Origin of the sequence: Lysinibacillus sp. GJ-1, from assembly GCF_021166035.1 — a bacterium.
Taxonomy (GTDB): domain Bacteria; phylum Bacillota; class Bacilli; order Bacillales_A; family Planococcaceae; genus Lysinibacillus; species Lysinibacillus sphaericus.
On sequence record NZ_CP088912.1, the window covers coordinates 1,438,796 to 1,462,322 of the forward strand.

Genomic DNA, 23,527 nt, shown 5'->3' on the forward strand with positions numbered 1-23,527 from the left:
AGTGTTAAATTGAGCCTTATGATGATGCATTAGGAGGCGTTTCACCATCGTTCATAGCTGGGTCAATTTTTTTCTTATTTTTTGACCTTTTGAACATCGCTATCAATAGCAAGATGATGGGTAGAAAAATAGAAAAAACAGCGATAGCAAGTAATATGTTTGTTGGTTGTATTTATCGGAATGAATAATATTTGCATGAACAATTTGAGAGAGTGCTATTGAGATCATGCCAAGTGGCAAAATTAATGGTCGATGATCCTTTAGTTTCAGTATTTGGCTAATGCCAATTAAAGAAGCATAATAATACATAAACGCTCGTACAAATATTGTGACCATCCACATAAATGCCATAATAATTTCAATGCGCTGCAAAAATTTCCCTACAGAAATTTTTTGTGCCAATGTATAACTAGGAAATGTTCTGATAGTGGTATTGGTAACGCCTAATACGAGTATTGATAAGGCTATAAAGGAAGTAATAATAAATCCTCCCATTAATGTGCCTATATAAAATCCTTTTTTACCTGATTGTAGGTTGTTGATTACTGAAGGAAAAATCATTAATAGTACGATTAATGGAAAAGAAAATAGCCCCATAAAATGTATAATGCTATAGATAAATGGTTGAAAGGACACTTCAAAAACTGGTTGGACATGTTTTATTTCTATTTGGGGTGAAACAAAGAACAAGAAAATCATAAATACCAATAAAAAGGCAGGAAATAGAATCTCTAAAGTACGTGCAAATACTTCAATCCCTTGATATGCAGCAAATAAAATAATACAGCAAAAAAGTATAGCAAATACGACTGGAGGTGTTTCAGGCATCACCTCTGTTTGTAGGAAATTACCAATGAAATATAGTAACTCACCGGATGAAAAAAGAGTTAACAGTACAAATCCGATAGAAACAACTTTCCCGATAAATTTTCCTAGAAACTTTTCCGTTACTTCTACAAGAGAAAGATCCGCCATTTTATTTGATAACATAATAAATAGCTTTATTAATAATAAACTTAATAGAGTGCCGATTATTGCTACAATCCAAGCATCTTGCTTTACTTCTAAGGCAATACTTGCAGGTATTATTAGTACTCCTGTTCCAGCTGTATAAAGGATAACAATGATTGTGAATTGACGGGAGCTTATCAATTGTTTTTTCATAATAGCCTCTTATTTGTTATTTTTTATTTAGTAATGCTTCTTTTAGAAAGTCACTAATTGGATGAAAAATATACATAATTGCGTCCAGTGGGCTAGGAATAAAAGTTTGCAAACTGATAGCAATGTTTAAGGATGTCCCTATGACTAAAAAAATGGAAAATGTCCAAATTAGCTTTTTTCCTTCCTTTTTTAATTTAGGACGTTCGACCAAAACAATAGCAAGTGAAATCACTAATATGCCTAGAGCAATGAACATAGTGTTTTTTACTCCTTTAATTTTGAATTTTGCATCGTTCCTGAACCTTGCGTATTGACGTTTACCTTGACATTTACTTCAACATTAGGATAAATGGTATGCCAATCTTTTTTAATTTTTTTCCATTCTTTAGGGTCAGCACGATGAATCGCTTCTCCAAAACCGAGAACATCTGCGTTATATTTTTCTTGGAGAACATGCAGCGATTCATCAATATTCTTTTTGATAGATAACTCGGTTTGACGATTAATCCAATCAATCGTGGTCAATTCTGTTAAATTGATGTCACATTTAACTTCTGCAACATTTTGGACAATGTCGATACTAACGTTGATAGTAGGTGAACCGTTCTTCATTGCTCCCTTTGTTGTTGTTTTGGATTGCGTAATTTCAGTTGTTAACACACCATCAGAAGGGCATGCAATAATTTCAATAGTTGATTTTATATTATCGTTTAAGTAATTAAAACTTTTACTGTCGTACTCATCGAGATAACCGATTAATTTATCTTCTTTAAAAATGGAAATGCCAGTAAACTTAAGTTTTACAGGTGTTTCAATTCTTTCTACGTTTGTTTGGTCAATGCCTAAACTTTTATCCCCTTGAATTTCAATAGCTGATAGAACAAAATATTGATTTCCTACTCCTAATTTTGTTACTAAGTCTTCAACATCGACTTCTAAAGTAGAGCCCCATGCATCTTGGGTAACGGTAAGCGAATTTAACATTTTTTTTGCTGGTATTTTTTCTATTGGGGTTAAGACATTTAAAATATCTTTGGCTGTTGCTTGCTGCGAAACGATAATCGTAAAATCGTTTCGTATCTCCTGATCTCTTGCTAGAAAATCAATAGAATCTCGTATGCCGTCTACAGCTAAGTCCTCTCCAAGTACAACTAATTGTATATGCGCAAAATATAATTTTCTTGGAGACAAGGCTAATATTTTTCGAATGGCTTCAAAGACAGTTTTTCCTTTCGCGTGATAAGTAACGACTGGTGCTTGTCTAGATGACGACTGCTTGGAAGAGATTTGACTAGGATCAATTACTTGTACAGAAATGGCATATTCATCATCAACAAAGTCTATACCTAGAGCAGCAACAAGTGCCAAGTCATTTAATTCACGTTTACTCCAACAACCACTAAGAATTGAAATTAGAAAGATTAATGAAATTATTAGTATGGTCTTCTTCATTAGGTACCCTCATTTAACCAGATAGTGATTAGCGATTTTTTCGTCCTCTTACATTATTAATTTGACTAATGAGTCGCGGACGTGTTAGTAAAGAACCACGCGGTAAAACAATTAAAGCATCTTTTTGATCCTTCGGTATTAAAGGGGCAAATGGGCTCATATATGGAACGCCAAAAGAACGTAAGCTACATAAATGAATAATTAATAGCATAATTCCAATAAATATGCCAAACAGCCCGAACATCGCTGCCAAGCCCATTAATGGGAAGCGTAAAATTCGAATTGAATTGGAAAGACCATATGCCGGGAACAGAAAACTACAAATAGCTGTTAAAGCAACAATAATGACCATTGCTGCGGACACAATGCCAGCCTCAACGGCTGCTTGTCCAATAATAAGTGTGCCGACTATCGAAATGGCTGATCCAATCATTCGCGGCATCCTCAAACCAGCTTCTCTTAAAACTTCAAAGGCGATTTCCATAATTAAAGCTTCAACAAAAGCAGGGAATGGAACGCCTTCTCGCTGCGCATAAATACTAATTAGTAGCGATGTTGGTAGCATTTCTTGATGAAAGGTCGTTAAAGAAATATAAAGAGATGGCGCAACTAATGCCAAACTAATCCCTATAAATCGAATAAGACGGATGAACGAACTAACAAATGCGCTCTGATAATAATCTTCTGCTGATTGCAAAAAGGAAGTGAATAAAGCAGGTACAATTAAAACAAAAGGTGTACCATCCACTAGAATCGCAATCTTTCCTTCTAGTAATTCTCCAGCTATAACATCTGGTCTTTCGGAATTGTAGATAGTAGGAAATAAAGTAAACTTTGTATCCTGAATTAATTGTTCAATGTAACCACTCTCTAAAATACCATCAATATCAATCTGATCTAATCGATGCAGTACTTCCTTCACTATTTTTTCATTGGCTATGCCGTTTATATACATAACGGCGATTTCTGTTTGTGTAACCTCACCTATCACTCTTGATTTTATCCATAGATTAGGGCTTTTTATTTTCCGTCGAATTAAAGCTGTATTCGTTCGTAAAGTTTCGGTGAATGATTCTATAGGCCCCCTAATAACAGCTTCTGTAACGGGCTCTGTTATCGCCCTATCTTTGACTCGTTTAGTACTTGTTGAAATACCGATAGCAAGCCCATCTATTAATAAAATAGTTTCGCCACTTAAAATAGCATTTAACAATGATGAAAAGTCTGCAATATCTTTTATACTGCCAACGGTTATGCAATAAGCTTTTAATCGAATCGCAATTTCTTGCAAAGTAGTTTCAGATGTCACTTCAAAATTAGAAATAATAGACTCTAAGACAAAGTCATTAATCGAGGTATTATCTGCCAGACCATCCGTATAAATAATAGCGATTGGTATCTCCACCGGTTTGCCAACTAAAAATTCACGGATAATAATATCATTGCTATTACCTAGTGAGTTTTTAATGGTCTTAATATTTTCTAGGAGAGATGTAGAAAGAGATGTAATCGTTTTATTTTCTAAGAGATTATCATTTTCGGCATTACTCACTACAGTGTCCTCCTTTAGTTTTCTATTTAATAGAATATGCAAATGATAGCGTGTTTATACCAAATAATAGAATTGCTGTTTCATAAATTCTCTAAAATCAATGAAATGAATAGAAAATAAAAAAACAGACATATGATGATTGTCTGTTTTGAAATCTATTTTTCGCTTGTCCAAATGCTAGGTTGTTCGAAGGAAACAATATCTACTATATGGTCTAGACAAACAATCTGATAGTGGATTAATTCTTTATAAGAATATATTTCCTGTGCAATCGTTGTTTTACATACAAAATCTAAATAGGCGGATTTTGTAAATATGCGTATGGCATGACCTCGAAATTCATCTTCGTTATTGACAAAGTGGAATGACTCATCAAAAACAGTGTACGCTACATACGAATCGAATTCGATATGGATTTGTGGTAATGTCTTATCAATTTCAATAGGATAGGCATCATGTAATTGAAATTCATGAATGTTGACATCCTCGCTTTTTGAACTGATAGCAGCTCTATTAATCGAAATCCTTAAAGCGTTTGTTCCAGGCTCTGTTATCTTATCTAAAAATAAATAACCTTCTCGCTGCATTAAATCCTCATAGTTCATAAAAACACCCTTCCATATTTATATAAGATTTTTGGTTATTTTATAATATTAGATTTTAAAAGTCAAAAATAAAAGAACGTATTAAAGAATAAAAATTTATCGATTTACGATAAAAAATAATTGACTTAGGTTAAATGATTCGTTTATGATAGCAACAGGATAGCAAGGGATTTGGTGCTAAATTAAAACACTGAATCCAAAATTATTTATATGGAGGGACAAAGAAATGAAGAAATATGTGTTAGCTTCAACACCAATTGTTTTAGGAGTCATCAGCTTTTTAATCTTTATGATAAAGGGGAGTAGTGTTGCACCTGATGGTACATTAGAGGAACCGTTCTTTTTAATTCCAATAGGGTTTTTGTTGTTATTTATTGGCTGCATTTGTGTAGTAGGGGTAGTATTGTTGTCGTTAATCCAAAAAACAAGACATGTTTGATTATGAATTCATTAAAAGCCCTGTTTTATTACAGGGTTTTTTGTATGGTGTAAAAATAGAATAAGAGGGCAGTTAATCAGGTAAAGGTTATTTATGGCGTTAACCTATCTTTGTACAATTTATGGTAATATTAGGTGTGGAATTATTTGTAGAGAATTGCCTGAAATGACAATGATTAAGGAGCAAAAAGAAATGGATATAAAAAAGAGTGCGCTAATTTGGTTATCCCCTTTGTTTTTTTTAGCTGCTTGTAGTGATAATGACGATGTAAATACGAAAGAAGAAAAAATGTATATTTCTTCAATTCAAAAGAAGGAAATTTATGAAATTCAACAGCCTGCCAAATCGAACGTTTCAAGAGGGCTAATTGTTGGTCACATGAACAATTCAATCAATATCAATGAAATCGAAAAAGGGCTCATGAATTTATCAGTTGACCATTTTTCTCCCAAGAGTTTTTATATGCAAGAAGGACAATATTTAGATAAAAATATTATAAATCAATGGTTAGCTAGAAAAATTGAAGAAGGTTTAGGGTTAAATCCAGCTATCGAAAATAGTACGGGCAATGTTTTAGAGGATGAAAAAATGAATCCGCTAATATTATCACATGTGTTAGAGCAAAATTTTATTAACAAAAAAAGCGGGAAAATAGAAGGAATGTCTTTAGCTATATCGTTAAATGAATTTTATGATATTCGGGTATCCGACGATAAAGGCTTGATTTATACAGGGCAAGTGAAAGTAGATAATACTGATAATGATGTGAATGATGTTGCTGAGTATGGCAAAAAAGTGGCTGAAAGCATCATAAAAGATCTAAGGAAAAATGCCACAATACCTAACGTTCCAATCTATTTAACGTTGTATCAAGAGTCCAATAAAAACGATATTATTCCAGGTGTTTTTTTAGCTGATACTTATATTGCAGAGGGGAAGGAGAAAATAGATAAATGGAATGCCATTGATAAAAAAGACTATACGTTTCCTTCTGATGCCTTATATAGTTTAGATCAAGATACATATAATCAATTATTAAAGTTTAAGGAAGATATACAACAGAATTTCAAACATTTAAATCCTAAAATAATTGGAAAGTTGCGATATGAAAATGGCAAGCTAGCAGATATAAAAATAGAGGTACATGCCCCTTTAATAAACGATACCGAACTGATTGGGCTTTTACAGTTTATAGGGACAAAACTAAATACTATTTTATTTGACTATGTGCCTGTGTCGATTCGTATTATCGATCAAAACCAAGATATCGGCATTGTTCTATGGGATCCAAAAGAAAAACAAATATTTGCTACCCCGATTTAGTTTTAGTGACAGGCACCCAAACAATTCTGAAAATTATTCGCTTATCAATTGCGTTAATATGGAGTATCATTTAAATAGGAAGAAACTCTATATTGAAGGATGGCATTTAGACAACATGAATGAGCAATTAGTAGATTGGATTATACGCTTTCAAAGGGATAAAGATATTGAAGCATTAGCACATTTAAAAAGCTATTGTTACAACATAATTGAGCCTTTGATTGGAGAATTTACAGCGAAATATGGTGAAGAGGCAGGAGCGTTATTACGTTTAAAATGGGATAAACGCTTTTATTTTATTTTTACAAAGTATCAGGTGCATGTAGGGTTACCTTTAGATACATTTGTCCAAAATACGTATCGTTTTTATTTCATACAAGTGTTAAAAAAAGCGGGTTATTTGTAGCAATGAAAATCCCTTGATTTGTGAATAAGCAAATCAAGGGATTGTTGTTTTATTGATATAGTAAATCTTCTGCTAGATGAGTAAAGATTTCGCCAATCACTGTTTCTTCATCATATATGGAGGAACCTGTATTTTCTTCAGGCTGGGCGAAAGGAATACGGGCAATCACTTCAGTTTGGAGTAATTTTGCTAAATGTTCGGCTCCACCTTGTCCGAATAAATAGTTTTTTTGACCATCTGCCCCTTCAAAATAAGCCATGTTTTCAACTACACCAAGAATGGAATGTTTCGTATGTTGAGCCATTAAGCCTGCACGGGATGCGACGTGAGAAGCGGCCAAATGCGGTGTCGTTACGATAATTTCTTGTGCTTGTGGAATCATTGCGGCCATATCAATCGCCACATCCCCAGTTCCTGGTGGTAAATCAATCAGCAGAAAATCCAACTCTCCCCATACCGTGTTGACAAGGAAATTGCGAATCCATTTGTTGAGCATTGGTCCACGCCACATAACAGGCTGGTTCCCATTGGTGAAAAAGCCCATTGACATTAATTTAACCCCATGACTCTCAACTGGTATCACTGTTTGGTCAAGCATAATAGGTTTTTGCTCAATGTTCATCATTGCAGGAATGCTGAAGCCGTAAATATCAGCATCTAGTATGCCTACACGTTTGCCAAGACGAGCAAGAGCGACCGCTAAATTAATGGTCACTGTCGACTTCCCAACGCCGCCTTTACCACTTGTGATAGCAATAAACTGCACACCTGAATGAAGCTGCAACATGTTTGGCATCCCTTGTTCGTTACTATTTTTCGCTTGTAGCAGGGTCGATAGTGCACGACGTTCCTGTTCAGTCATAACACCAAAGGTAACGGCAACACTGGAGGCACCAATTGCTTGTAGTGCCTCCTCCACATCTTGCTGAATTTTCGCTTTTAACGGACAGCCTGGTATGGTTAACATAATATCCAGTGATAGATGGGTGCCACTTATGTGAATATTGCGTACCATATTCAATGTGACGATACTCTGATGAAGCTCAGGATCTTGAACTTGTTGTAATGCGTTGATAACATCTTCTTGTACTAACATATTAGAACCACCTTATTCTTTTAACCCTTTGCCAAGTCCCTTTAAGAAATGAACACCAAAATTGAGTGCGCGATTGACATCTGGATCATTTAACATTTTGACAAGTTTAAAGGCGCTAACTTTGTCATCGGATTCAAGTGCTTTGTTAGCTTCTTCTACCCCTGAATTTAAGCCTTCAATAAGCTTCGCTGTTGTTTCCGGCTTGAGCTCTGTCAAAGCTCCTGCAACCCCCATTAAATTATTAATCATATTGGTTACAGGCTTTCGTGTTAGTTGTCCAAGCGCAATATGGGCCACTTCTTCTTTGGCTTCTAGTAGTTTCATTGCGGCTTCTAGTGCACCGATATGATTTAATTCAGCCATAATAAGCAATACTTGATTGACCGCTTCTTCCTGCTCAGAAAGTAGTTGTTTAAGATTATCTAATTTTTGTTCCTTGAGCTGTTCGTCTGTTACTTGTTGTTTTTTTATGCTTGTAATGGGTTCAGCCATGTTCTCACTCTCTTTCGTTTAGGGTTGTTAAGTGAACGTAGCCAGGACGATTCCATTTTCGTTGTACCTCTACACCATTTTGAGGATGACGCTTTTTATAGCGCGGGTTAGTGCGTGGCAACGGCGTCTTGCCTTTTGCTTTTAGCACTTCTACTCGAACTTTTGTTTGTTTGTAGGCTGGTGTTGATGTATTAATATCTGCTGCAGGACCAGTTAAGAAGTTGATAGCTGAATCTTTGCTAACAGAGTTCATTGGTAAAAATAATTCATTCCCTTGCACGCGATCTGTTACTAATGCATTGAGCTTTAATGCGCCATATGGAGATACTAAACGGAGTAGGGCGCCATCTTCAATGCCTCGTTCTTTCGCCAATTGTGGTGAAACTTCAACGAAAATTTCAGGTACCTTTGATTGAATACCTTTCGATTTATTTGTTAGATTTCCTTCGTGGAAGTGCTCGAGCATACGACCGTTATTAATATGACAATCGTATTGTGCCTCAAATTCAACCGGTTGCACCCAATCATGTAAAGCAAAACGTGCTTTTTTATCAGGGAAGTTAAATCCGTCTTCATATAATAATGGTGTATCTTTTCCATCATGACTACCCCAACAGAAGCTACCCCAGCCTGCTAAGACTTCATAGTTGGCTTGTGAGAATAGGGGGGATAGACTCGCCATTTCATCGAAAATGTCGCTTGGATGATTATACTGCCAATCTGCTCCTAATCGACGTGCGACTGCTTGAAGGATTTCCCAATCTGCTTTTGACTCACCGAGTGTTGGCAAAACTTGATAGAGACGCTGAACGCGACGTTCTGTATTCGTGAATGTGCCTTCTTTTTCAAGCGAAGGGGCTGCTGGTAAAATCACATCTGCATATTGGGCAGTACGTGATAGGAAGCAATCTTGGACAACAAAAAATTCTATTTGTGAAAGAACCTCATCTACATGGTTGGCATTACAGTCAACCAGTGCCATATCCTCGCCCACTAAATACATCGCTTTCATTTTACCTTCCATAATAGCATCTAACATTTGCATATTATTTCGACCTGGTTGAGATTGAATAGGGACACCATAAGCTTTTTCAAATTTTGCTCGTGCTTCATCATCGGTCACTTTTTGGTAGCCAGGCAATAGATTTGGTAATGTCCCCATATCACAGGCACCTTGAACATTATTGTGACCGCGTAGCGGGTAAGCCCCAGCTCCAGGACGACGATAGTTACCAGTTGCTAATAGTAAATTCGAAATAGCCGCTGATGTATAAGAGCCTCCCGTATTTTGCGTGACACCCATACCCCAAAGAACACAAGTGCCGTTTGCATCACGAATCATTTCAGCAACTTCAATCAATGTTTCCTTGCTAATTCCGGTCATATCTTGAGCGTAATCAAGGGTATAGGTTGCAAGCACTTGTTTAAAATCTTCAAAATGCAGGACATTGTCTTGAATAAAGGCTTCGTCATGCCATCCTTGATCGATGATATATTTGGTAACTGCCATAATCCACACTTGGTCAGTACCTTGTTTTGGATGCATAAAGATGTCTGAACGCTCAGCCATTTCATGTTTACGAATATCGGCAACGATTAATTTTTGACCATGTAATTTGTGGGCACGTTTCACACGTGTTGCTAAAACAGGATGGCCTTCAGCTGGGTTAGCACCAACAATAATGACAAAGCCTGCTTTGGCAATATCTTGAATCGTACCAGCGTCACCGCCTAAACCTACTGTACGTAATAAACCGTCCGTAGCGGGAGACTGACAATAACGAGAGCAATTGTCGACGTCATTTGTTGCAAATAATTGACGTGCCATTTTTTGTATTAAGTAATTTTCTTCATTTGTAATTTTAGAAGAAGAGATAAAACCGACAGAACCTGGACCATATTGTTGTTGAATGCCACCAAGTTTTGTGGCGATTAAATCTAACGCTTCATCCCAAGAAGATTCAACAAACTCATTATTTTTGCGAATAAGTGGTTTTGTAATGCGTTCTTCCGAATTGATGAAATCCCAACCGAATTTTCCTTTTACACATGTAGAAATGGCATTGACCGGACCATCAGAAGGTTGTACTTTTAAAATTTTTCGGTCTTTTGTCCAAACTTCGAATGAACAACCTACACCACAGAAAGTACAAACTGTTTTTGTTTTTTTTGTGCGCTTACTACGCATGGCAGCTTCCACTTCAGAAACAGCAAAAATACCGCTATACCCTGGTTCAACTTCTTTAATCAAATGGATCATGGGATCTAACATATCTTGTTTTAAACCCGTCATAAATCCAGCCTCTCCAAGCATGGATTTTTCCATTAAAGCATTACAAGGACAAACGGTTACACATTGTCCGCAGCTTACACAGGAAGAATCATTAATGGCAGCACCTTTATCCCAAATTACACGTGGTCTTTCTGCCTCCCAATCGAGCGATAATGTTTCGTTTACCTGTAAATTTTGACAAACTTCTACGCATTGTCCGCATGCAATGCATTGGTTCGGATCATATCGGTAAAATGGGTGTGACATGTCTACTTCATGTGGTTCAACTTTTGGTTTGTACGGATATTTTTGATGTTCGATTTCCATTAATTCGGCTGTATTGTGTAATGTGCAATTTCCGTTGTTATTATCACACACTGTACAGTACAGTAAATGGTTTTCGAGTAAACGGTCCATCGCTTCTGTTTGTGCCGCTTTAGCTTTGTCAGAAGCTAATAACACATTCATGCCTTCTACTGCCTTTGTAGAGCAAGAACGAACTAATTGGCCGTTTACCTCCACGATACATGTATCACATGTTTCGATTGGGTCTACAGCTGGCACATGACAAATCTGTGGATGAGGAATGTCATGTTGATTAATGGTATCAAGTATTGTAGCTCCTTCTTTGACATCATACGGTACCCCATTAATAAGAATTTGAGTCAAGATACTTCCTCCTTTTGCACGTTGAGACTCATGAAACAACTTGTTACGGCTTAAGACAAAAAGGGAATGACGAATTGAGTTCTTGATTGAATTGATTGTCTTGTTATTATTGTAATTCCCACTTCGTCTTTAATCTACCTAGAAATAGTTAAATGTCTAGTTCATAACAAGTACTCCATGTCTTGGTTCATGAAAATAAAAAAAATCCACCATGAAATTACATGTCCAAGACATGCTAATCATTCATGGTGGATAAAATTCTTAGCAGGTCTTGCTAAAAACTCAATCTACTTTTATGTTAAATAACAATAGAATGTAACTATTAAAACCACTTTCCAACATCGTGAGAAAGGGATCAAAATAGATAAACTCCATTTGGAATAACAATAATTATAGCCTTTTTCTACAAAATGAACAATATTTATCATAAAAAATTATTAGATGATAATGGTTATCAAAAAGTATTTTCTCTTTTAATTTTTTTCAAGTTGCTATATCATTAACAAACTGTAAGGGTGACCGTCACATCAAATTGACTAAAAAAGTTTTATTACGATGGGAGAATCGTTGCTATGTCTAAAAAAATACATGAATTTAATGATATGATACGTAAATTAAGAAAAGAAGTATTTGGTAAAGGTCCAGAGCGTATTCATACAGTTTTTGTCGAGAATATGGCTGTATCTACTTTGTATGGAAATATAACACCAACGGAAAAATTTATTGCCAGTACACCTGAAGGGCTAAAAATGGTGCATGCTGCAAGGACAACTATGATTCAAGATTTATATGCACAATCACCGCCAGAGGGTATGGAAGAATTGATGGGCAGCAAATTGCTCCACTTATTTTCAGATATTAAAATTGAAGAGGATTTTGCAATTTCCGTCTTTGTTTTTGAAAAGAATATCAGTGTCTAAAGGGGATGCCTTATGGAACGAGCAATCACAAGGAAAATTATGCGCGTTGAAGGACAGCAAGTAAAAGAAATGGATGATGTAATCGTCACAGAATACGCTGTAACTGTAAAAATCAATCAGCAAGAATTTGTCACGATGGTATGTTCACCAGAGTATGTGGAAGATATGGTTATTGGCTACTTAGCTTCTGAACGAGTTATTCGTAGCTTTGATGATATTGAGGAAATTTGGCACCAAGAAAAAGAAGGCTTTGTGCATATTAAAACAAAGCATGTTAATCCCTATTACCAGCAGACGCAAAACAAACGCTATATTACCTCTTGTTGTGGAATGAGTCGACAAGGCTTTGTTTTTACGAATGATGCATTAGTGGCGAAAAAAATGGACGATGTGCATGTGCAAATCACAACCGAGGATTGCTTCCGTTTAATGCATGATATGCAGGAAGGTGCAGACATTTTTAAGCAAACGGGTGGTGTGCACAATGCTGCACTATGTAATGTCAATGGCATTGTCTTAAGTCGCATGGATATTGGACGTCATAATGCGTTAGATAAAATTTACGGCTATTGTCTGCGCAACAATATCAGTATGCAAGATAAAATTATCGTCTTTAGCGGACGACTATCGTCAGAAATTTTACTAAAGGTCTCCAAAATAGGCTGTGAAATTGTGCTATCTAAATCAGCACCAACGGACTTAGCATTACAATTAGCCGAGCAGCTCGGCATTACAACGGTAGGTTTTATCCGACAACAAGCTTTGAATATTTATACACAGCCACGACGCATCCTATTACCAGATCAGAATGCACTGAAAGAAGGAGATTAAATGTCAGATCTACAAGACCAATTCAATAGACCTTTAAGAGATTTAAGAATATCTGTAACAGATCGCTGTAATTTCCGTTGCCGCTATTGTATGCCAGCTGAAGTATTTGGTCCAGATTATGCATTTTTACCGTCTAATAAAATATTAACTTTTGATGAGATTGAACGATTAGTAAAAATATTTGTGTCGTTGAATGTGAAAAAAATACGAATTACAGGTGGAGAGCCCTTGCTTCGTCGTGATTTACCAGCATTAATTGCACGCATTCACCGCATTGAAGGTGTAGAAGATATTGCTTTAACAACAAATGGCACTTTATTAAAAAAATATGCACAAGCATTGGCTCAAGCAGGCTTAACTCGCGTTTCTGTTAGTCTAGATTCATTGAATGATGAACGATTTTTGGAGATGAATGGACATCGAGGTAAGGTATTAACGGTGTTAGAGGGCATAGAAAGGGCTGCGGAAGCAGGTTTACAAGTGAAAATTAATATGGTTGTGCAAAAAGGAAAGAATGACCAAGATATTGTTACAATGGCACAATATTTTAAAGAAAAACAGCATATTTTACGTTTTATTGAATATATGGATGTAGGCAATTCGAATGGTTGGAACTTACAGGATGTTGTGTCGAAGCAGGATATTATTGAGCGAGTCCATCAGTTTTATCCGCTACAACAAGTAGCGCCTAATTACAAAGGGGAAGTGGCATCACGTTATCAATATCAAGATGCACAAGGGGAAATAGGTGTGATTTCATCCGTTACAGATTCCTTCTGTTCCGATTGTTCACGTGCTCGTCTCTCAGCAGAAGGGACCTTATATACTTGTTTATTTGCAACAGAGGGCACAGATTTAAGAGAGCTGTTACGAACAGGACAAGATGATGCCGCTATCCGTGAATGTGTATCAAAGGTATGGGAAACAAGGGACGATCGTTACTCAGATGAACGCAATGAACAAACGATGACAACAAGGAAAAATGCAAAAATTGAAATGTCTCATATTGGGGGGTAGTGCGAAAAAAACAGAAAAAATCGGCAAAGTGCTGCCGAATTTTTCTGTTTATTTATGCACAAAAGTGCCACTTTTCCCACCCGTTTTTTCAACAAGATAGGTGTCTTTAATGACCATCGTTTTATCAACTGCTTTACACATATCATAAAAAGTTAAGGCAGCGATTGTCACAGCTGTGAGGGCTTCCATTTCAACACCAGTTTTCCCACTACATTTGACTGTAGCTTGAATATGAAGCTCATAGCCCTTCTCTACTTTGTCATAGTTAAATTGGAAGTCCGTGCCTTGTAACATGATGGGATGGCACATGGGAATAAGATCAGCGGTCTTTTTAGCCCCCATAATCCCTGCAATTTGGGCAACTTGTGTTGGATCGCCTTTTTTAATGCCACCTTGTTGGATGGCTTCATAGACAGCATCGGATAACGTGATTGTACTACGCGCAATGGCTGTACGTGTTGTGATTTCTTTTTCTGAAATATCAACCATTTTAGGACGACCTTCTGCGTTCCAGTGTGTAAAATTATTCATTATTAGACTCCTTTTTCCTTGTTTGAGACCAGTCTTGTTGTGCATTAATATTGATAAATGTTGTGTCATCGTCATCAAAAGGGACGTAACAAACTCGCAGTTGCTCTAACAGTACTTTCATACTTCGTTTGTTTTGTTTCGTTAATTGTTGTGCTTTAGGTAAAGCTGTACGTCGAAATAATGCAGCTAATGGCTGATGTTTTTGCGCCTGCATAGGAACGATTGCATCATAATCGTCACTTATTCGACCGACCATTTTTTTGATAAAATCAGCATTCATATAAGGCATATCGCTAGCCACGACAAAAAACCATTCCACATCAGGGTAGGCTGTCATGATATGATGTAAAGCAAAAAGTGGTCCTTGATGTAGCTGTTTGTCGATAATCCATTGGACGTTTTCCTGCTCAAACTGATGTTGTAACTGTGCGTTTGTAGCAATAATAATAGGCGATAGCTGATTTTTTTGTAAAGCGATAAGACTATGCTTGTATAAAGGCTGCCCAGCAAACAGCTCGAACATTTTAGGTTTACCATATCGAGAGGATTGCCCACCTGCTAATATAATCCCTGCAATTTTCATAGACGATTCAACTCACCAACAAAATGTTGAACAGTGGGTACTATAAGTTTCGTCATAGCTAGTGATACCGCATTTGTGGAACCAGGTAAAACATAGATGGCTGTTTGTTGAATAGTCCCAGCAGTGGCACGACTAAACATTGCCCTTGTGCCAATTTCGTCATAGCTAAGTGTTCGAAATAACTCACCAAATCCCATCATTTCCTTTTCGAAAAGAGGTAAAATGGTATCGTAAGTTTGGTCTCTTGGTGTAAAGCCTGTTCCGCCCGTTACGATAATGGTATTGATGGATGGATCACTGGACCACTGTTTCACATAACGAGCGATATCCCGTGGTTCATCCTTTGTGAGTTGGTAGTCCACTACTTCGAATGTTGCTTCTTGAAGTAAAGTTTGAATACGCTGTCCAGCGTGATCATTTGCCTTTGTGCGTGTGTCACTGACAGTTAAAAGAGCAACTTGAATGGGTTGCTGATGATGTGTGGGATGCACAGTTAAGACCTCCTTCAAAATTACTAAAAAACATTGCTTTTATTATAATGCTATAAATAAAAAGGTCAAACGAAATTCATAGAAAGAAAGGCTCTATACGTATGCAAAATAGATATTCGAGACAACAATTATTTACCCCTATCGGACAATCTGGGCAAGTATCGATCCAACAAAAACATGCCCTTTTAATAGGTGTCGGTGCATTGGGGAGTGCTAGTGCCGAAGCGCTTGTACGTGCTGGTATTGGCAAGTTAACACTGATTGATCGTGATTATGTAGAGTGGAGTAATTTACAAAGACAACAATTATATACAGAGCAAGATGCCCAAGAAAAAATGCCAAAAGTCATCGCAGCTAAAAAACGTCTGCAAGAAATTAACACAGAGGTTGAAATCAATGTTGCCGTTATGGATGCATGTTTAGAGACTTTGCTACCATTGCTAAAAGATGTAGATGTAATGGTTGATGCGACCGATAATTTTGATGTGCGTTTTCTAATGAATGACCTTGCACAAAAGTATCGAATTCCGTGGGTGTACGGCTCTTGTGTCGGTAGTTATGGCGCAACCTATACGATTGTGCCAGGCAAAACACCTTGTTTGCAGTGCTTATTAAAAGCAATACCCCAAACAGGGATGACTTGTGATACGGTAGGTATTATTAGCCCAACGGTTCAAATCGTTGCCGCATATCAAGTGGCTGAAGTGTTAAAACTGCTTGTTGGAGATGACAAAGCGCTACGAAAAAGCTATTTAACATTTGATGTTTGGCAAAATCAACACTATGAAATCAATGTCGCTAAAATGAGACAGGCTGATTGTCCATCTTGTGGCAATGCGCCAACATATCCTTATTTATCCTATGAAAGTCAAACGAAATTACAAATACTTTGTGGACGGGACGCTGTGCAAATTCGACCACCAAAGCCCATTTACTATCAGTTCGAGCAATTGGCACATCAGCTTCGTTCCTATGGTGAAATTCAGATGAATCCTTATTTGCTTTCTTGTCAAGCGGACGATTATCGAATCGTTATTTTTCAAGATGGGCGAGTTGTGATTCATGGTATACAAGATATACAAAAAGCTAAAACAATTTACTATCGTTTATTAGGTTAAAGGAGTGTGCTAAATGCTAGAAAAAAGACAACCAATTCCTGTGGCAGAAGCTGTTCATCGTGTAATGGACTATGCCTTTCAAGCAAAAAATGAACTTGTACCATTAACACAAGCCCATGGTCGCTTTATAGCAGAAGCGATTCGAGCCGATCAAGATGTCCCAGCTTTTGATCGTTCACCGTATGATGGCTATGCCATTCGTTCCATTAATAGTCAAGGCGCTTGTTCACAGCAGCCAGTTCGATTTCAGGTCGTTGGGGAAATTGGCGCAGGCTATGTCTATGACAGTGTAGTGGAGAAAGGTCAAGCTGTTCGCATTATGACAGGGGCACCGATACCACAAGGCTGTGATGCGGTGGTTATGCTAGAAATAACCCATACTTTTGAAGAAAATCAACAAAAGTATATGTCGATTAAACGCTCTATTGAAGCGGGGACTAATATTTCCTACAAGGGGGAAGATGTACAGCAGGGTACAATCCTTATTGACAAAGGTCAATATATTAACCCCGGTGTGATGGCTTTACTCGCTACGTTTGGCTACGAGCAAGTACCAGTTTATCGTAAAATGATCATTGGTGTGATAGCCACGGGTAGCGAATTACTAGAGCCAGGTGAATGTTTACAGCCGGGCAAAATTCGAAATAGTAATGCTTATATGATGATGGCACAAATTGAACGTGCAGGCGCAGAAGTCAAATATTTTGGCAAGTTTAGCGATGATTTGGCATTATGTATTAAAATCGTGGAAAAAGCATTGCAGGAAGTAGATATTCTAATTACAACGGGGGGCGTTTCCGTAGGTGATTATGATTATTTACCGGCCATTTATCAGGCGATGGATGCAAAGGTATTATTTAATAAAGTAGCAATGCGTCCAGGCAGTGTAACAACTGTCGCTGCTTGCAATGGTAAATTGTTATTCGGCCTTTCTGGTAATCCTTCAGCCTGCTATGTTGGTTTTGAACTATTTGTACGCCCCATTATACGCACTGCCTATTGTCATCCGCAACCTCATTTACGCAGAGAGCAAGCTATATTAGGGGCGGATTTTACAAAGCCGAATCCCTTTACACGTTTTGTGCGCGCGACAGCTTATTACGAAACAGGGCAGCTAGTTGCTGTGCCATCTGGTTTTGATAAATCGAGTGCCGTTTCTTCGTTGGCGACAGCTAATGCTTTTATCGTTTTACCAGGTGGTTCACGAGGTTATGAAAGAGGCATGTCCGTAGCAGTCTTATTGTTAGAAGATTTACAAGGAAGTGAGTAGCCTTGGGACAAGTTCGAAAAATCTTACAGATAGTTGGCTATCAAAATAGTGGAAAGACAACATTGATGGAGCAATTAATTAAACAAGCTTCACTGGAAGGGCTACGAGTAGGAACGATTAAGCATCACGGACATGGTGGTGCGCCAATGATCGAAACGTCCAAAGATAGTAGTCGGCATGAGCAGGCAGGTGCGATTGTGACTGCTGTGGAAGGGGAGGGTACTTTACGTATGAGTATTCACCAAAATAGCTGGCGATTAGCTGAAATTCTAGCAATCTATGCTTCCTTTTCGATGGATATCGTGCTGATTGAAGGATATAAACAGGAACATTATCCAAAAGTAGTACTACTCCGAACAGCACAGGACCAAGTGCTATTGCAGCAAGTAACCAATATTATTTGTGTTATTTATTGGCCGAGCTATCCACTGGATCCACCGTTAACAATCCCAGCGTATTCAATTTATGAAGAAAGAAAATATATGGAATTTTTGTTGAAAGAAATGAGGGAAGACCATGACGGTAGCGTTGTTTGAAATTATCGACCAACCGATTGATGTCGAGCAAGTAAGACAAAAAGTACTAAATCGAAATGCTGGTGCCGTTACACTATTTATCGGCACAGTACGTGAAATTACAAATGGTAAAAAAACATTGCATTTAGAATATCAAGCCTATCCCGCGATGGCGATAAAAATGTTTGAACAGATTGCAAAGGAAATACAAGAGCAGTGGCCAGAAGCGATAGTGGCTATTACGCATCGAGTAGGTCGCTTGGATATTTCAGACATAGCTGTTGTTATTGCTGTGTCATCGCCACATCGTAAAGTGGCGTATATGGCAAATGAATATGCGATTGATCGCATTAAACAAATTGTTCCAATATGGAAAAAAGAGCATTGGGAGGACGGGACGGAATGGATTGGTGACCAATTAGAAAATATCCCCTATCCACAAGGAACACCAGTTATTCGGGAGGAGGAAAGGAAAGCGTGATTAACATCTTATTATTTGCGCACTTACAGGAACAAGTTGGTGAATCACAACTCGAGGTAGAGCTGTCAGATGTCACAGTTGCTCAGTTAAAAGAGTGGCTAGAAAAGCACTATCCGCAGCTATCATTACAACAAATAATGACAGCAGTCAATGAAGAATTTGCAACCGATACGACAATCGTTAAATCGGGTGATACTATCGCCTTTATCCCACCAATTAGCGGGGGATGATGAAAGAGACTATGCGGTAAGTAGCGCTACGAGAGCATCAGCCGTAGTTAACAGCTATCAAAAAAGCTGGGACAAAACAAAAAAAATTATTGAAGGAACAGAGGAAAGCTGTTTATAAATTTTGGTTAGAAGTTAAAACTAGTTGATGAGTGCGATGAGAGGCGACTCCTGTTCAACCGTAAGACGAGGGCATTTAGCGGTCAAGCAGAGGGTGGTGGCTTACTGTACTGAGCGAAAAGAGACCACCCGTAGCAGACATCAATGATAGAGCAAAAAAGTGTTGGATTGACTGCAATCAATCCAACACTTGTTCTCTTTTATACTTTTAGTAAATGGATACTAAGAAGCATTAGAAAGGAAATAGCAATCATGCACAAAACCCATGTCCAAGCTAGCGTCATGTTACCTGAATCAAGTGCCATATAAATCGCTAGCGGTGTTGTTTGTGTTTTTCCTGGAATGTTCCCCGCAAACATCAAGGTCGCCCCAAACTCCCCTAAAGCACGTGTAAAGCTTAAAATTCCACCAGATACAAGTGCCTTTAATGCGAGCGGAATAGATACACAAACAAAGACTTGCCATTCATTCGCCCCATCAACACGTGCTGCATTTTCAATATCTTTATCTACAGAGGCAAAGCCCGTTTTCGCAGATTGATACATTAATGGAAAGGCAACAATTGTAGAAGCGATGACGGCAGCCCACCATGTGAACATGATTGGTTGATCGAAAAGCCACATAATTAGATTTCCTAATACACTATTTTTTCCAAAAATAACGATGAGCAGAAAACCAACTACAGTAGGAGGTAATACTAAGGGTAAAAGCAACACCGTTTCTAACAAGAGTTTGCCTTTAAAATGGCGAGTTGCCATCCATTTACCCATTAAAATACCAACTATAATAGCAGTAATTCCAGCAACAAAGGCAATTTCAATGGAAAGCCTAAGAGGAGACCAAAAATCGGTACCCATTTATTGAGCTCCTTTAAAGCCATACTTTTTGAAAATATTCATTGCCTCATCACTTTGTAAAAATTGATAAAAATCTTTTGCCTCTTGTCCATGCTTACTCGCTTTTAGGACGCCTACAGGATAAATAATCGGTGCATGGGTCGCATCATCGGCAGTCGCAATGACATCGACTTTATCAGAGACGAGGGCATCTGTTTTATAAACGATGCCAGCATCTACATTTTCGCTTTCAGTATAAGTAAGTACTTGACGCACATCTTTTGTATATACCATTTTAGATGCAAGTGATTCCCAAAGCTGCATGCTTTTTAATGTGTCGACGCCATACTGCCCAGCAGGAACCGTTTCGGGTGTGCCAAGCGCAATTTTTCCTGCTTGAAGTAAATCGTCAAAGGAATGGATTTGATTTTCGTTGTTTTTAGGAACGATTAATACTAACTCATTAGCTAAAAGATCTGTTCCTTGCTGTTGTTCAATCATTTCTTTTTCTACTAGGGCGTCGAATTTATCTTTCGCTGCTGAAAAGAATAAATCCACCGGTGCACCTTGTAAAATTTGTTGTTGCAATGCACCAGAGCCGCCAAAGTTATAGAGGATATTGACCGAATCGTGTTCTTTTTCATACGTTGTTTTAAGTTCTTCTAAGGCATCCTGTAAACTAGCTGCCGCAGAAATTGTTAATTCAACAGGTTCGTTTGCAGTCCCTTCTTTTTCTTGGTTACCACAAGCTACTAATAGACCTACTAGTAGAGCCAGTGTCGCAAATAAACGATAAAAGTTTTTCACTGATTTTACTCCTTTTATAACTCGTTATAACAAGACATAACTAATTATAATCAGTGCCAAGTAAAAAAGATAGTCGTGCCAGTCACCCGAACAATTCTGACAATTTAAAAACTCGTTCTGCATGTTAGAACGAGTTTTTAAATATGAAGTGATGTGCTTACACCGCACCAAATAATTTTAAAATATTAATAATAATAATGCCTACGATGCCAAAGTCAGAATCACCAAATGTTGTTCCTTCGTAGCCGATATCACCCATAAAGATAAGGAGAATCGCTGGAATAAAACTAATGATTATCCCGTTAGCAAATGCACCTGCCATGGAGCCAATACGACCACCCGTTGCATTACCGAAAACACCTGCCGCAGCACCTGTAAAGAAATGTGGCACTAGACCAGGAACAATAACTTTAAGCCCAATCAGCGGCAGGGCAAACATGGACAATAAGCCAGCTAAAAAGCTAAAGAGGAAACCGATTATAACGGCATTCGGTGCGAAGGGGAAAATTGTCGGGCAATCTAAAGCAGGTTTAGCGTTTGGTACGAGCTTATCAGCAATCCCTTTAAATGCAGGAATAATTTCTGCAATCAGCATACGAACACCCGCAAGGATAATATAGACCCCCGCTGCAAAGGTAATCGCTTGGATAATCGCGAAAACTATGAAGTTCGATCCCCCGGATAATTGCGCTTCAATATAAGAACGACCTGCGAATAAAGCGACAACAATGAAAAATAAGCTCATTGTTAAGGAAATGGCAACGGATGTATCTCTTAAAAATCCAAGTGATTTAGGCACTGCTATTGCTTCAGTCGACTTGGCTTTGTTGCCAAATAGTTGACCAATTTTAGCAGATACATAGTAGCCAATGCTGCCAAAATGCCCAACTGCAAAGTCATTATTTCCTGTTATTTGACGCACGGTAGGTTGTAAAATGGCAGGGAAAATCACCATACATAAACCTAACAATATAGAACCGAAAATAATGAGAGGAGCGCCACTCATCCCCCCAACAGAGAGGGAAGCTGCGATTAAACACGCCATAAATAATGTATGATGACCAGTTAAAAAAATATATTTTAAAGGCGTAAATCGCGCTAGCAAAAGATTCATTACCATCCCGAATACCATAATCAAGGCTGTGGATGTGCCAAATGTCGTTTGTGCCACAGCAACAATGGCTTCATTATTGGGGATAACCCCTTGTACCTGAAAGGCATGATCAAACATTTTGCTAAAGTGAGTTAAAGAACCAATTAAAACAGCTGCACCGGCACCTAAAATGACAAAGCCCATAATAGTTTTTAACGTCCCTGAAAGAACAGTTGAAGCAGATTTCTTTTGGATTAATAAGCCGACAAGCGCAAATAGGCCGACTAGTATTGCTGGTGTACCTAAAATGTCATTCATCATAACATCTAACATACCAACACCTCATCTTATCCAATTTTAAAAGCAACGTAAGCGTTACAACTGCACATCATATTGTCCATTACAATAGTGGGGCAAGTTTTCCTTTGATTTCTGGGATACTCATCATATTGACGATTCGCACAACTTTTCGCACACCATTATCTAGTTGGTCGACGATATCTCCTGCACCAATATAAATATCAGCCTTTTCAGAAGTTGCAGATGTTAAATCAGTATGCGTTACCTCTGCTTCTTTGCTGAGTTCTAGCAATGCTTTTTTGATAGTCAGTTCCATCATGAAGCTACTGCCTAAGCCATTTCCACAAACGACTAAAATTTTCATTTATAATTGCTCCTTTGTTGCATATTGTTTGATTTTATCCATGACGCATTTTGCACGCTTACATCCGATAATGTTATCGATTTGGCTAGGTTCTTGTAAGACTTGTGTTAAATCGACTAATGCCTGTAAATGGGTTGTATGATCTGTCGCTGCTAAAATAATGATTACATACACAGGTTTATCGGGTCCGAAATATACAGGTTTTTGTAAAACTAATAAACTCATTGATAATTCGTTTACCCCGTCAGATGGCAGCGCATGTGGAATTGCTACTTTAGGTGTAAGTACAATATAAGGACCGTGTTGTTCGATGGAATCGATCATGGCTTGGATATAGCGCTTTTCTATTTTGTTTTGCTGTAAGAGTGGTGATGCAGCAATGCGTATAGCACCCTGCCAATTTGCTACTTCGTTTGTGATTTGGATAGTCTCACTCTGAAGCAATTCGGTAAGCAACTTGTCATTCCTCCTTTCGTTAGAGCACAACATGTCTTCTATCCATGTTATTAATGGTTGCTATGTAATTATGTCAGATTACTGAATTTTTTTAGAA

27 protein-coding genes are annotated in these 23,527 nt (G+C 37.8%); 11 read left to right on the plus strand and 16 right to left on the minus strand.

Annotated features, from left to right (window positions below; genetic code table 11):
* Window positions 1–102: 102 nt before the first annotated feature.
* The 5 genes from LO754_RS06675 to LO754_RS06695 form a co-directional block, all read right to left on the minus strand.
* A complete protein-coding gene (locus LO754_RS06675; RefSeq protein ID WP_231785850.1) occupies window positions 103–1,164 on the minus strand; it encodes an endospore germination permease in 1,062 nt (353 codons plus the stop codon).
* Window positions 1,165–1,180: 16 nt separating this feature from the next.
* Window positions 1,181–1,420 (minus strand): hypothetical protein, encoded by a 240-nt coding sequence (locus LO754_RS06680; protein ID WP_024362410.1) that lies wholly within the window; start codon window positions 1,418–1,420, stop codon window positions 1,181–1,183.
* A gap of 8 nt (window positions 1,421–1,428) precedes the next feature.
* Window positions 1,429–2,616 (minus strand): Ger(x)C family spore germination protein, encoded by a 1,188-nt coding sequence (locus LO754_RS06685; protein WP_231785851.1) that lies wholly within the window; start codon window positions 2,614–2,616, stop codon window positions 1,429–1,431.
* A 28-nt stretch (window positions 2,617–2,644) separates the two neighbouring features.
* On the minus strand, window positions 2,645–4,168 hold the full coding sequence (locus LO754_RS06690; protein WP_231785852.1) for a spore germination protein: 1,524 nt from the start codon (window positions 4,166–4,168) through the stop codon (window positions 2,645–2,647).
* Window positions 4,169–4,323: 155 nt separating this feature from the next.
* Window positions 4,324–4,773 (minus strand): hypothetical protein, encoded by a 450-nt coding sequence (locus LO754_RS06695; RefSeq protein WP_024362407.1) that lies wholly within the window; start codon window positions 4,771–4,773, stop codon window positions 4,324–4,326.
* 226 nt (window positions 4,774–4,999) lie between these two features.
* On the opposite strand from LO754_RS06695, the gene LO754_RS06700 reads away from it, so the two are divergent.
* The 3 genes from LO754_RS06700 (at window position 5,000) to LO754_RS06710 (ending at window position 6,941) form a co-directional block, all read left to right on the plus strand.
* A complete protein-coding gene (locus LO754_RS06700; RefSeq protein ID WP_024362406.1) occupies window positions 5,000–5,212 on the plus strand; it encodes a DUF3955 domain-containing protein in 213 nt (70 codons plus the stop codon).
* A 192-nt stretch (window positions 5,213–5,404) separates the two neighbouring features.
* A complete protein-coding gene (locus tag LO754_RS06705; protein ID WP_231785853.1) occupies window positions 5,405–6,535 on the plus strand; it encodes a CamS family sex pheromone protein in 1,131 nt (376 codons plus the stop codon).
* A 115-nt stretch (window positions 6,536–6,650) separates the two neighbouring features.
* Window positions 6,651–6,941: a hypothetical protein gene (locus tag LO754_RS06710; protein WP_025218999.1), complete on the plus strand. Its 291-nt coding sequence runs from the start codon at window positions 6,651–6,653 to the stop codon at window positions 6,939–6,941.
* 49 nt (window positions 6,942–6,990) lie between these two features.
* Here the strand turns inward: LO754_RS06710 and LO754_RS06715 are convergent, their stop codons facing one another.
* The 3 genes from LO754_RS06715 to fdhF are packed head-to-tail and all read right to left on the minus strand — an operon-like array spanning window position 6,991 to window position 11,470.
* Window positions 6,991–8,037 carry an Mrp/NBP35 family ATP-binding protein gene (locus tag LO754_RS06715; protein ID WP_229389051.1) on the minus strand — a complete coding sequence of 349 codons (1,047 nt, stop codon included), beginning with the start codon at window positions 8,035–8,037 and terminating at the stop codon, window positions 6,991–6,993.
* 12 nt (window positions 8,038–8,049) lie between these two features.
* Entirely contained in the window at window positions 8,050–8,529 is a 480-nt protein-coding gene (locus tag LO754_RS06720) for a helical membrane plugin domain-containing protein (RefSeq protein ID WP_024362402.1), read from the minus strand.
* Between the two features lie 4 nt (window positions 8,530–8,533).
* Window positions 8,534–11,470 carry a formate dehydrogenase subunit alpha gene (gene fdhF, locus LO754_RS06725; protein ID WP_231785854.1) on the minus strand — a complete coding sequence of 979 codons (2,937 nt, stop codon included), beginning with the start codon at window positions 11,468–11,470 and terminating at the stop codon, window positions 8,534–8,536.
* Between the two features lie 572 nt (window positions 11,471–12,042).
* On the opposite strand from fdhF, the gene LO754_RS06730 reads away from it, so the two are divergent.
* From LO754_RS06730 to moaA, 3 genes are read left to right on the plus strand one after another with little or no spacing between them, the layout of a single operon-like run.
* Window positions 12,043–12,390: a Na-translocating system protein MpsC family protein gene (locus tag LO754_RS06730; protein ID WP_025219003.1), complete on the plus strand. Its 348-nt coding sequence runs from the start codon at window positions 12,043–12,045 to the stop codon at window positions 12,388–12,390.
* Between the two features lie 12 nt (window positions 12,391–12,402).
* On the plus strand, window positions 12,403–13,221 hold the full coding sequence (gene fdhD / locus LO754_RS06735) for a formate dehydrogenase accessory sulfurtransferase FdhD (protein WP_229389055.1): 819 nt from the start codon (window positions 12,403–12,405) through the stop codon (window positions 13,219–13,221).
* Window positions 13,222–14,238: a GTP 3',8-cyclase MoaA gene (gene moaA / locus LO754_RS06740; RefSeq protein WP_231785855.1), complete on the plus strand. Its 1,017-nt coding sequence runs from the start codon at window positions 13,222–13,224 to the stop codon at window positions 14,236–14,238.
* Between the two features lie 48 nt (window positions 14,239–14,286).
* On the opposite strand, the gene moaC is transcribed toward moaA, so the two are convergent.
* Genes moaC through LO754_RS06755 form a run of 3 tightly spaced genes read right to left on the minus strand, consistent with a single transcriptional unit; the run spans window position 14,287 to window position 15,843 of the window.
* Window positions 14,287–14,769: a cyclic pyranopterin monophosphate synthase MoaC gene (gene moaC, locus LO754_RS06745; protein WP_024362397.1), complete on the minus strand. Its 483-nt coding sequence runs from the start codon at window positions 14,767–14,769 to the stop codon at window positions 14,287–14,289.
* Window positions 14,762–15,352 carry a molybdenum cofactor guanylyltransferase gene (gene mobA / locus LO754_RS06750; protein WP_024362396.1) on the minus strand — a complete coding sequence of 197 codons (591 nt, stop codon included), beginning with the start codon at window positions 15,350–15,352 and terminating at the stop codon, window positions 14,762–14,764. Before mobA ends, moaC begins: the two co-directional genes overlap by 8 nt.
* Window positions 15,349–15,843, minus strand: a complete 495-nt coding sequence (locus tag LO754_RS06755) for a MogA/MoaB family molybdenum cofactor biosynthesis protein (protein WP_231785856.1) — start codon at window positions 15,841–15,843, stop codon at window positions 15,349–15,351. Before LO754_RS06755 ends, mobA begins: the two co-directional genes overlap by 4 nt.
* 101 nt (window positions 15,844–15,944) lie before the next feature.
* Between LO754_RS06755 and LO754_RS06760 the strand changes: the two genes are divergently transcribed.
* The 5 genes from LO754_RS06760 to moaD are packed head-to-tail and all read left to right on the plus strand — an operon-like array spanning window position 15,945 to window position 19,457.
* A complete protein-coding gene (locus tag LO754_RS06760; protein ID WP_231785857.1) occupies window positions 15,945–16,961 on the plus strand; it encodes a thiazole biosynthesis adenylyltransferase ThiF in 1,017 nt (338 codons plus the stop codon).
* Window positions 16,962–16,974: 13 nt separating this feature from the next.
* Complete coding sequence (locus LO754_RS06765; protein WP_231785858.1) at window positions 16,975–18,231, plus strand: molybdopterin molybdotransferase MoeA; 1,257 nt, start codon at window positions 16,975–16,977, stop codon at window positions 18,229–18,231.
* Window positions 18,232–18,233: 2 nt separating this feature from the next.
* Window positions 18,234–18,767, plus strand: a complete 534-nt coding sequence (mobB, locus tag LO754_RS06770; RefSeq protein WP_024362392.1) for a molybdopterin-guanine dinucleotide biosynthesis protein B — start codon at window positions 18,234–18,236, stop codon at window positions 18,765–18,767.
* A complete protein-coding gene (locus LO754_RS06775) occupies window positions 18,748–19,227 on the plus strand; it encodes a molybdenum cofactor biosynthesis protein MoaE (RefSeq protein WP_229389067.1) in 480 nt (159 codons plus the stop codon). The genes mobB and LO754_RS06775 overlap by 20 nt, the downstream gene beginning before the upstream one ends.
* Window positions 19,224–19,457: a molybdopterin converting factor subunit 1 gene (moaD, locus tag LO754_RS06780; protein ID WP_231785859.1), complete on the plus strand. Its 234-nt coding sequence runs from the start codon at window positions 19,224–19,226 to the stop codon at window positions 19,455–19,457. Before LO754_RS06775 ends, moaD begins: the two co-directional genes overlap by 4 nt.
* A gap of 317 nt (window positions 19,458–19,774) precedes the next feature.
* Here the strand turns inward: moaD and modB are convergent, their stop codons facing one another.
* The 5 genes from modB to LO754_RS06805 form a co-directional block, all read right to left on the minus strand.
* A complete protein-coding gene (gene modB / locus LO754_RS06785; RefSeq protein ID WP_024362389.1) occupies window positions 19,775–20,431 on the minus strand; it encodes a molybdate ABC transporter permease subunit in 657 nt (218 codons plus the stop codon).
* Window positions 20,432–21,217: a molybdate ABC transporter substrate-binding protein gene (modA, locus tag LO754_RS06790; RefSeq protein WP_231785860.1), complete on the minus strand. Its 786-nt coding sequence runs from the start codon at window positions 21,215–21,217 to the stop codon at window positions 20,432–20,434. It abuts the gene before it with no gap.
* A 157-nt stretch (window positions 21,218–21,374) separates the two neighbouring features.
* A complete protein-coding gene (ulaA, locus tag LO754_RS06795) occupies window positions 21,375–22,643 on the minus strand; it encodes a PTS ascorbate transporter subunit IIC (RefSeq protein WP_024362387.1) in 1,269 nt (422 codons plus the stop codon).
* A 67-nt stretch (window positions 22,644–22,710) separates the two neighbouring features.
* The gene (locus LO754_RS06800) at window positions 22,711–22,974 is read right to left on the minus strand and encodes a PTS sugar transporter subunit IIB (RefSeq protein ID WP_108029685.1); all 264 of its coding nucleotides are present in this window, start codon (window positions 22,972–22,974) and stop codon (window positions 22,711–22,713) included.
* Entirely contained in the window at window positions 22,975–23,430 is a 456-nt protein-coding gene (locus LO754_RS06805) for a PTS sugar transporter subunit IIA (RefSeq protein WP_231785861.1), read from the minus strand. It abuts the gene before it with no gap.
* Window positions 23,431–23,527: the final 97 nt, after the last annotated feature.

Excerpts from the sequence above, each read along its gene's own strand:
- ulaA (WP_024362387.1), bottom strand. The coding sequence starts at position 22,643 with ATGTTAGATGTTATGATGAATGACATTTTAGGTACACCAGCAATACTA.
- LO754_RS06765 (WP_231785858.1), top strand. The coding sequence starts at position 16,975 with ATGCTAGAAAAAAGACAACCAATTCCTGTGGCAGAAGCTGTTCATCGT.
- LO754_RS06715 (WP_229389051.1), bottom strand. The coding sequence starts at position 8,037 with ATGTTAGTACAAGAAGATGTTATCAACGCATTACAACAAGTTCAAGAT.
- modB (WP_024362389.1), bottom strand. The coding sequence starts at position 20,431 with ATGGGTACCGATTTTTGGTCTCCTCTTAGGCTTTCCATTGAAATTGCC.
- moaA (WP_231785855.1), top strand. The coding sequence starts at position 13,222 with ATGTCAGATCTACAAGACCAATTCAATAGACCTTTAAGAGATTTAAGA.
- LO754_RS06720 (WP_024362402.1), bottom strand. The coding sequence starts at position 8,529 with ATGGCTGAACCCATTACAAGCATAAAAAAACAACAAGTAACAGACGAA.
- LO754_RS06685 (WP_231785851.1), bottom strand. The coding sequence starts at position 2,616 with ATGAAGAAGACCATACTAATAATTTCATTAATCTTTCTAATTTCAATT.
- LO754_RS06680 (WP_024362410.1), bottom strand. The coding sequence starts at position 1,420 with ATGTTCATTGCTCTAGGCATATTAGTGATTTCACTTGCTATTGTTTTG.
- LO754_RS06800 (WP_108029685.1), bottom strand. The coding sequence starts at position 22,974 with ATGAAAATTTTAGTCGTTTGTGGAAATGGCTTAGGCAGTAGCTTCATG.
- LO754_RS06775 (WP_229389067.1), top strand. The coding sequence starts at position 18,748 with ATGACGGTAGCGTTGTTTGAAATTATCGACCAACCGATTGATGTCGAG.
- LO754_RS06695 (WP_024362407.1), bottom strand. The coding sequence starts at position 4,773 with ATGAACTATGAGGATTTAATGCAGCGAGAAGGTTATTTATTTTTAGAT.
- fdhD (WP_229389055.1), top strand. The coding sequence starts at position 12,403 with ATGGAACGAGCAATCACAAGGAAAATTATGCGCGTTGAAGGACAGCAA.
- mobA (WP_024362396.1), bottom strand. The coding sequence starts at position 15,352 with ATGAAAATTGCAGGGATTATATTAGCAGGTGGGCAATCCTCTCGATAT.
- LO754_RS06705 (WP_231785853.1), top strand. The coding sequence starts at position 5,405 with ATGGATATAAAAAAGAGTGCGCTAATTTGGTTATCCCCTTTGTTTTTT.
- LO754_RS06710 (WP_025218999.1), top strand. The coding sequence starts at position 6,651 with ATGAATGAGCAATTAGTAGATTGGATTATACGCTTTCAAAGGGATAAA.
- LO754_RS06700 (WP_024362406.1), top strand. The coding sequence starts at position 5,000 with ATGAAGAAATATGTGTTAGCTTCAACACCAATTGTTTTAGGAGTCATC.
- LO754_RS06675 (WP_231785850.1), bottom strand. The coding sequence starts at position 1,164 with ATGAAAAAACAATTGATAAGCTCCCGTCAATTCACAATCATTGTTATC.
- LO754_RS06730 (WP_025219003.1), top strand. The coding sequence starts at position 12,043 with ATGTCTAAAAAAATACATGAATTTAATGATATGATACGTAAATTAAGA.
- LO754_RS06760 (WP_231785857.1), top strand. The coding sequence starts at position 15,945 with ATGCAAAATAGATATTCGAGACAACAATTATTTACCCCTATCGGACAA.
- moaC (WP_024362397.1), bottom strand. The coding sequence starts at position 14,769 with ATGAATAATTTTACACACTGGAACGCAGAAGGTCGTCCTAAAATGGTT.